Source organism: Propioniciclava sp., from assembly GCF_036744435.1.
In the GTDB taxonomy this organism is placed as follows: Bacteria; Actinomycetota; Actinomycetes; order Propionibacteriales; family Propionibacteriaceae; genus Propioniciclava.
The window spans coordinates 1-8,007 of the sequence record NZ_DAIOIA010000129.1 but is presented as its reverse complement, the minus strand read 5'-3'; the positions used below and the strand labels follow the sequence as shown (position 1 = coordinate 8,007).

Sequence of the window (8,007 nt, the reverse complement as noted above, 5' to 3'; positions counted from 1 at the left end):
GCTACCTGGACGTCGCGTTCGGGTGGCGCTCGGTGTTCTGGTTGCTCACCGGCCTGGGGGCGGTTCTCATCGTCGGGGTGCTGGCGCTGCTCCCCGAGACGCTGCCACCCGGTGGACGGTCCCCGCTGCGGCTGGGGGCGACCTTCGCCACCTACCGTGATCTCGTCCGCAATCCTGGGTTCGCTTATCCTGCGGTCGCCCTGATCGCCATGTTCGGCCTGCTGTTCAGCTACATCGGCGGCTCGTCGTACGTCTACCAGGGCGCGTTCGGCCTGACGCCGAGCGCCTTCGGGTTGGCCTTCGGCGCGTGCGGCGTCGCCATGATGTTCGCCACCTTGGCGGTGCACCGCCTTGCTGCCCGGTTCGGGTCGGTGCGGCTCGCCCTGGCGGGCGGGACGATCGCGCTGGCCGGTTCTCTCGGCGCTGCCGTCTTGGTCGTTGCGAACGCCCCGTTCGCGGGATTCCTGGCCGCGATCGTCGCGGTGGCGTTCGGCATCGGACTGACCGAACCCGCACTGATGGGCCGGGCGATGGCGGCGCCCAAGCGGGGAACCGGGCAGGCGGCGGCTTTGCTGGGTTCTGCGCAGTTCCTGCTGGGGGCGGCCGCCACGGCGATCGCGGGGATCGTCGCGGCGCAGGGGGCCCTGCCCTGGACGCTGTTGCTGGCCCTCTTCGCGGCCGTCGTCTTGGCGCTCACGTGGGCTGGAGCGCGGGGCGCGCGGGCAACGCCCGCGAATGGAGAGATCCCCTCCCCCCGGGCCCGCTAGGGTGAGCCCGACGCCGAGGGGGAGGGCCTGCATGAAGGCGATTCGCGTCGCGCTGGTGAGCGTGGCGATCTTTCAGGCGCTGTCGACCCTCATCGGGTTCGTGCAGTTGCTGATCGTGCCCCAATGGTTCGCCGCCGCCTTGGAGGGGACACCGTTCGCGGGCCAGTTCGTCGTCGCAGCGCTGCTGCTCGGTGTGGTGGTCGGCGGCGTCCAGTGGGCTGCCATCGGGGTGCATCGGCGGGCCCCGCAGTGGCAACCGCTCGCGCACAGCGTCGCCGGGGTCGTGATGATCGGGTGGATCTTCGGCGAGTGCCTGGTGATGGACAGCTTCGTGTGGGCACATGCCCTGTGGGGCGGGATGGGGGTCGTCCAACTCGTCTTGGTCCTGCTCCTGCTCGGCGTCGCACGCCCCCACCCGATCGGCTAGGACAGCTTCTCGAACACCATCGTCGCCTGGATCCTGTCGCCGCCACCCAGACCCTTGCTGCCCGAAGCCGAGGTGGTGATGGTGTGCAGCCGGTAGCCGAGGCGCGCCTGGGCGTTGATGGCCTGTTCGAGCTCGGTGAGGTTGCCCGATCCGGTCCCCCACATCTTCTCCTTCAAGATGACCTGGAGGACGACATAGCTGGCGTTCTGCGCTGCCGGACGCGGCTGGGCCCCGGCGTTCGCCTCAGCGGCGATGCGCTCCACGAACCCGCCCAGCCCTCCCGGGCCAGGCTCCTGAGGCCGGGTGTTGGACGTCCAGGCCTGGCCGTCCCACCAGCGCTGGGTTCCGGTCCCATCGTCGTACCAGCCCGCCTGCGTGCCTGCCATTTCGGCCTCCTTCGTTCGCGGTCCATCCGCGTCGGCGCCAGCCTGTCGCTCCGCCTTCCCACGGGCCAACCCGGGACTCGCCCGCCGCGCGGCGAACTCGATGGGTGGCCCCCGGGATGAGTTATCCCCGGTAGGAGCTCATCGTGCCGGCGTGGATCGCATCGGCGAGTTCCTTCATCTTGGGCCAGTCCACCAGGTTGATTGCCTGGCCGCCGTTGCTGCGTCCGAACCCGGCGATCGGCGCCTGCAGGCTGACGATGTCACCGGCGCCCGTCACCCGCATGCTCGTGGCGGTCTGGAAGATGACGTCGTTGGTGAGGCCGCTGTCCACGGTGAAGAAGCCGCCCAGACGACTCGCGACATCGTTGAACTTGGCCGGGTTGGCCAGCACGTCGGCCGAGAGCACCTTGGACAGGATCGCGGTGACGACCGCGCGCTGCCGTTCGGCGCGCCCCAGATCGCCGCCCGGGACATGCTTGCGGTCGCGCACATAGGCCAGTGCGGCCTGCCCGGAGATGGTGATCTCCCCTTGGGGATACCCCTCGGTGGCGTGCTGGTTGTTGACGGTGACGCCGCCCAGCGCGTCGGTCAGCCCGGCGAACCCGTTGAAGTCGATCTTGACGGCATGGTCGATGCGCGTGCCGATGAGGTTCTCCACGGTCCGCACCGCCAGCGGGACTCCCCCATAGGAGTACGCGGCGTTGATCTTGGCCGACCCTCGCCCGGGGATCGTGACCCACATGTCGCGGGTGAAGGAGATGAGGTACACCTTGTCCCGCGCCGGGGAGACGTGGGCGAGGATCATGACGTCGCTGCGCCCCTGGTCGCTGCCGCGGGAGTCCGAGCCGAGGAGTAGATAGTTCAGCGAGCCGGAGGCACCCAGGTCGGGACGCCCCGCATTGAGGGTTCCGTTCGGGTCGGCGGTGCCGCTCTCGATGGTGCCCGCCTCGTCGTCGGGATTCGCGCTCGCAGACCCGGCGTCCGGGACACCGAGATTCGGCGTCTGGTCGGCCGGGGTCGCCGCGGTGTCACCGCTCCCGTCGGGCATCAGGTTCTCGCGTGGAATCCCGGACAGCGCATTGGTCACCGACCAGGCGGCGAAGCCCCCCACACCAAGGACGGCGACCAGGACGACGGACAGGGTCACGATCACCCAGCGCCGCCACCTGCGGGGACGCCTGCCGGGCACCTGGGGGTCATCGGGCGGGACCGTGTCGCTCATGGGGATGCCTTTCGCGGGGGGTGGGTGAGGTGGTGGCGTGCCGGCTCGGGAGCCGGATCTCGACTGCCGCGCGGCCGGGCTCTTCCGGCCGAACGGCTGGGCCGCGGCTTCCCCCCTGGCCGCCGCGGCGCGTTCCATGATGACACCGTGCCGGCGTCGGGAACAGCGCGCGGCGGGCCGGATGTTCGCCGTGGGGCCGCAGCGGCGGGGCGCTGCGGCCCGCAGTGAGCTCAGCCGGCCTTCGAGGCGACGCCGGGCGGCATGGGGATCAGCAGGGACGTGCGGCGACGGTATTCCTGGAAGGCGGGGTCCTCGCCCCAGGTCGCCTCCGCCTTGCGCTGCAGCAGGGGGATGCCGCTGATCCGGGTGAGGAGGACGATGACGAAGACGGGCGACAGCAGGCCGACGAGCTGCCATCCGGCGAGGTTGGGGAAGGCGACGAGAGCGACGCCGATCCACATGACGATCTCACCGAAGTAGTTGGGGTGCTGCGACCAGGACCACAACCCGGTGGTGATGAAGGCCTTCCGTTGGGAGGGATCGGCCCGGAACCGGGACTTCTGGGCGTCCGCGGTCACCTCGATGACGAACCCGGCCGCCCACAGTGCGGCCCCGGCGAAGAAGGAGAAGGTGAGGGGCGCCTGCGTGGTGGAGGTCATGGCGATCCAGGCTGCCGAAGCGGTGATCGTGACCCATAGACCCTGCAGGGTCCACACATTGAAGAAGCGCAGCGGGGAGCGTTTGATCGCGTCGAATCTGCTGTCCGAGCCGCTGGTGCGGATGCGCAGGAACAGGAACGTGCCCAGGCGTCCCGCCCAGACGATCACGGCGACCCCCAGGGCGAGGGCGCGCGGCCCCTGGTCGGGGAGCCCGGTCAGCAGTGCCACCGTGATGACGAGGTAGGTGAGGCTGCCTGTCGCGTCGAAGAATCGTTCGGTGTGCAGGAGTTGGGCGGGAATGTAGGCGAGCCATTGGATGGCGAAGGCCGCCGCCACCACGACGACGAACACGGGGACGCCCGCGAGGGTGGCGCCGCCCTGTCCTCCCGCCCAGGCGACCCCGACGGCCAGGGCGAGCACGATGCCGGTCACCGCCAATTTCTTCATCACCGAGACCACGTTCATGAGGCGTCCTTCCGTGAGCTGCGGGCGCGCCCGGAGCCCGGAAGCTCACGCCCTCGGGCATAGAGGTCGTCGATGGCGGGCCCCATCTGCGCCAGGAGCTTGGCTCGGCGCAGCTTCATCGTCGATGTCACCAGTTCCCCGCCCGGGGCCAGATCGGCGGAGTAGACCGCGTATCGCTTGACTTGCTCGGGGCCTGAGACGCGGGCGTTGGCCCGCTCCAAGACGGGGACGAGCTGGGTGAGGATCCGCGGCTCGGTGATGGGCCACAGCAGCCCAGGGACGAACTGCTCACCGAGGCCTTGTCGGTCCAGTTCGTCGCGGTCGAGGAAGATCAGCGCCGCCGCGTGAGGGCGACCCTCCCCCACGACCACCGCGTGACCGACGAGCGGTTCGGCCTCGACGTCGCGCTGCCAGCCCTGGGGCGAGATGGTCTTGCCGCCGGCGGTGACGATCACCTCTTTGAGGCGGCCGGTGATGGTGAGCCTGCCGTCCGCGTCGAGGGATCCCAGGTCGCCGGTGCGCAGGAAACCGTCGACGAAGGTTCCTTCGTTGTCGGCGGCGTCCCAGTAGCCGGGAGACACGCCGACGCCGCGGGCGAGGACTTCGCCTTCGGCGGAGATCCGCACGGTGTGCCCGGGTTCGGGGCGTCCGACGGTGCCGCACCGGTTGTCGCCGGGCCGGTTGCCGGTCAGGGGGGCCGTGGTCTCCGTGAGCCCGTACCCTTCGACGATCTCGACGCCCATGCCGCGGAACAGCAGCCCCAGATCCTCGCCGAGCGGCGCCGCGCCGCACAGGATGTAGTCGAGGTCGCCGCCGAGGAGGGCCCGGACCCGGGCGAAGAACAACCGGTCGTAGAGCCCGCGACGCAGCCGCAGCGCGAGGCCGGGGGTCTCCCCGGGTTCCTGCAGGACCCTGCCGTAGGCGATGGCCGTGCGCTCCGCCTGACGCCACAGCCATCCGAGTCGCTTGCTGGTTGCCGTGGCGCGGATCCGCTCGCGGATCTTCTGCAGGACGCGCGGCACCACGACGAGGAAGGTGGGATGCACGGTGGCGAGGGCGGTGACCGCACGCGTGGGGTCTGCTTCGTAGCTGATCGTCATGCCCCCGGCCAGGCAGATGAGCTGGAGTCCGCGGGCGAGCACGTGCGCGAGCGGCAGGAAGATGAGAGTGCGTCCGCCCGGGTGCACGACGTCGTCGTACTCGGCACCGATGTTGAGGACCTGCCCGACCAGGTTGCGGTGGGTGATCACGACTCCCTTGGGGTGGCCCTCGGTGCCGGATGTGTAGACGAGGGTGGCGGGGGCGTCGGGGTCGATCGCCGCTCGCCGCTCGTCGAGGAGCGCGTCGCTCACCCCGCGTCCCGCGTCGATGAGCCCGCCCATGCCTGCCGGGGTGAAATCGAGCGCCCAGACGGCGCCCGCGCGGGGGGATCCGCCGAGGGCCGCCTGCAGCGTGGTGCGCTGCCCGGCGGTGCCGGCGAAGGCCCACGCCATCCGCGCATTCTGGACGACGTAGCCGACCTGGTCGTCGGCCGCGCTGTCGAAGATGGGGACGACGACGGCGCCGACCCACAGGCAGGCCAGGTCGGCGACGGCCCACGGGTATCCGGTGGGCCCCTGGATGCCGATGGTGTCGCCCGCGCGAACGCCTGCGGCGAGGAGCCCCTTCGCGACCGCGACGACGAGGGCCCGGTAGTCCTCGGTGGAGACGTCGGTGACCGTCTCGCCGGTGGGTCCGTAGCCGGTCCGGACCCGGAAGGCGGGATGCGCGGGGGCCTGCGCGACGCGGGTGAGGAGGAGGTCGGTGACCGTGTGTCGCGGGTCGGGTTCGATGCGGGCAGGGGTGGACGCCTCGCCGAGATGCTCAGTCATGGGGGATCCAATCAGCGTTCTTGATGTCGATCTCGTCGGCCATGTCGCGCAGGAATCGGATGACGATGTCGCGTTCTGCGGGGGTCAGTCGGGCCGCGGTGTGGTAGCGGCGGGCGTGGTGGCGTCCGACGGTCTCGTGGGCGGAGCGCCGGGTCTCGGGCGTGACGCTGATCTGCAGGGCACGCCGGTCGGTGGGGTGGGGATTGCGGGTGATGTGGCCGCCTGACTGCAGCCGATCGAGGAGTTTCGTGGTGGACGCGGTGGAGATGCCCAGGTGGCTCGCGAGGTCGCCCGCGGTGACAGGCACGCCCCGCTTCTCGCTGAAGATGAGGAACCGCAACGCACGCATGTCGGTCTCGTTGAGTTCCATGTAGCGGGCGGATGCCTGGCTGGCGATCCGCTCGGCCTCCCGGAGTTCGGACATGGCCTGGAGGAGGTCGGAGATCTGGTCGACGTCATCGGCCCCGAGGGGACCGAGCGCGGCGGTTCTGGCGGCCGGGTCGTGCGCCAGGACGTCATAGAGCCTGGCGTCCTCTCGCGGGGGCTGCGTGTCCTTGTCCACACGCCCAACTTACTACACCTAGCTAACTACTAGCTAGGCTATCTATTTTGAGATGGGCGCTCGCTGCCGGGGGCGTGCGGTCGCAGGCTCAGCCGATGAAGAAGACGTGGGATTCCAGGTCGATGACCGTCGCCTCGCCGTTGCCGTAGTCGGCGTACTCGGCGACCCGCTGCACCTGCAGGAACCACGGCGTCATCGGCTCGGGGATCCCGTCCCCCACCACCAGCGAACCCCCCAGGTGATCCCCGTGCTCTGCGAGCCGGTCCCACACCGGAAGATCGAACGGGTCGCGATACCCCTCCCCCTCGGGGGCCAGGCCGGTATTCGGGTCGTCGCGGACGGTGAGGTAGATGTCCGCGGGCGCGACCGCCCAGTCGGCGGCGTAGCCGGGGCCGTCCCAGGCGTTGTGGCCCTCGTCGTCGGCCACATGCTCCCCCGGACGCCGAGCATCGGCGGGGGGGGGGGAGCCGCGCCCCGGTCAACTCTTCCTCGGTGAGCCAGATCAGACCGAACTGCTGGTCGATGAGGTCCTCCAGCAACGCAAGCTGCGGGTGCGGCACGGCGGCGCGCACGTAGTCGTCGAACGGGTCGTCCTCGCCGACCGGCTCGTACGGCTGCGCGAACTGGCCGTGCCCGCGGAAGAAGGCGATGCCGGGAAACCCGGGGCCTCGTCGCTGATACTCCTGCGGCAGCCGGAGCGTGAACAAGTGACGCATCGGCAACCCGGTGAGCGAGCTCAGCGGCCACATCGAGGGGCGGATCCCGGGGCCCAGCTCACCCCACCACCCCCACGGCCGGGACGGCTCGCCCTCCCGCAGCGGCAGCGGGGCGGCCGGGACGGCGTCGGCAGAGGTCACGAAGACGAGGTTGTAGGCGCGCATGCCCGGGATTCTAGGCAGCGTGCCTCACGCGCGCGGGAACCGACCGGCCCGCGCCCACTCCCCCAGCCAGCCCAGCGAGCGCTTCGGCGTCCGGGCGAAGGTGCGCCGATCCACGGCGATCAGACCGAACGTCGGCCGATAGCTGCCCCATTCGTAGTTGTCGAGCAGTGACCAGTGCAGGTAGCCGCGCACGTCGATGCCGTCGGCGACCGCCGCGCCCAGGCCCGCGAGCGCACCCTGCGTGTAGGCGATCCGCTGGTCGTCGTCGGCCGTCGCGATGCCGTTCTCGGTCACCAGCACCGGGACGTCGTGGCCGACCACCTCGGCGGTGTGCCGCACCGCCTCCCCCAGCGAAGCCGGGTAGTACTCCCAGCCGGTGAGCGTCGTGGGAGCGTCCTCGGGGACGGGGAGCACCCCGGACGGCCCGACCCGGTTGCGGGTGTAGGACTGCACGCCCACGAAGTCGTCCTCGCGCGAGACCCGCAGGAACTGGTCCTCGATCGCCTCGCGGTAGGCGTTCGCCCCGGCCTCGCCGCCGGGCAGCGCCTGCACGACCTGATTGGCGACGGTCCACCCCACCCGCAGGTGGGGATGGTGCGCATGGAGGTAGTCGCGCGTCGCGCGATGCACCGCCGTGAGCGCGTCCACGGTGGGCTGCAGCGGGGTGGGCAACCCGCCCCCCAGGCCCGTCTCCAATGCCCCCTGCCCGGCCCGGACGGCCGCCATGACGGCCACCATGTTCGGCTCGTTGATGGTGACGACGTAGC

General features: G+C 70.7%; 9 protein-coding genes. 2 read left to right on the top strand and 7 right to left on the bottom strand.

Features of this window, described 5'->3' with window-relative positions; translation table 11 throughout:
- The coding region (locus V7E09_RS13160) for an MFS transporter (protein ID WP_324523515.1) at positions 1-767 on the top strand (767 nt) is incomplete at its 5' end.
- Between the two features lie 31 nt (positions 768-798).
- Complete coding sequence (locus tag V7E09_RS13155; protein ID WP_324512181.1) at positions 799-1,194, top strand: hypothetical protein; 396 nt, start codon at positions 799-801, stop codon at positions 1,192-1,194.
- Here the strand turns inward: V7E09_RS13155 and V7E09_RS13150 are convergent.
- The 7 genes from V7E09_RS13150 to V7E09_RS13120 all read right to left on the bottom strand — a co-directional run.
- Positions 1,191-1,580 (bottom strand): DUF2510 domain-containing protein, encoded by a 390-nt coding sequence (locus V7E09_RS13150; protein ID WP_324512180.1) that lies wholly within the window; start codon positions 1,578-1,580, stop codon positions 1,191-1,193. The genes V7E09_RS13155 and V7E09_RS13150 overlap by 4 nt on opposite strands.
- A 121-nt stretch (positions 1,581-1,701) precedes the next feature.
- Positions 1,702-2,802, bottom strand: coding sequence for an LCP family protein (locus tag V7E09_RS13145; protein ID WP_324512179.1), 1,101 nt, complete (start codon positions 2,800-2,802; stop codon positions 1,702-1,704).
- Positions 2,803-3,032: 230 nt separating this feature from the next.
- Positions 3,033-3,926 carry a DUF1295 domain-containing protein gene (locus V7E09_RS13140; RefSeq protein WP_324523514.1) on the bottom strand — a complete coding sequence of 298 codons (894 nt, stop codon included), beginning with the start codon at positions 3,924-3,926 and terminating at the stop codon, positions 3,033-3,035.
- The gene (locus tag V7E09_RS13135; protein ID WP_324523513.1) at positions 3,923-5,797 is read right to left on the bottom strand and encodes an AMP-dependent synthetase/ligase; all 1,875 of its coding nucleotides are present in this window, start codon (positions 5,795-5,797) and stop codon (positions 3,923-3,925) included. The genes V7E09_RS13140 and V7E09_RS13135 overlap by 4 nt, the downstream gene beginning before the upstream one ends.
- A complete protein-coding gene (locus V7E09_RS13130) occupies positions 5,790-6,359 on the bottom strand; it encodes a MarR family winged helix-turn-helix transcriptional regulator (RefSeq protein WP_324512176.1) in 570 nt (189 codons plus the stop codon). The genes V7E09_RS13135 and V7E09_RS13130 overlap by 8 nt, the downstream gene beginning before the upstream one ends.
- Before the next feature lie 88 nt (positions 6,360-6,447).
- Entirely contained in the window at positions 6,448-6,786 is a 339-nt protein-coding gene (locus V7E09_RS13125) for a hypothetical protein (RefSeq protein ID WP_324523512.1), read from the bottom strand.
- 478 nt (positions 6,787-7,264) lie between these two features.
- Positions 7,265-8,007 (bottom strand): family 1 glycosylhydrolase (locus V7E09_RS13120; protein WP_324523511.1); only part of this gene is annotated, 743 nt, incomplete at its 5' end.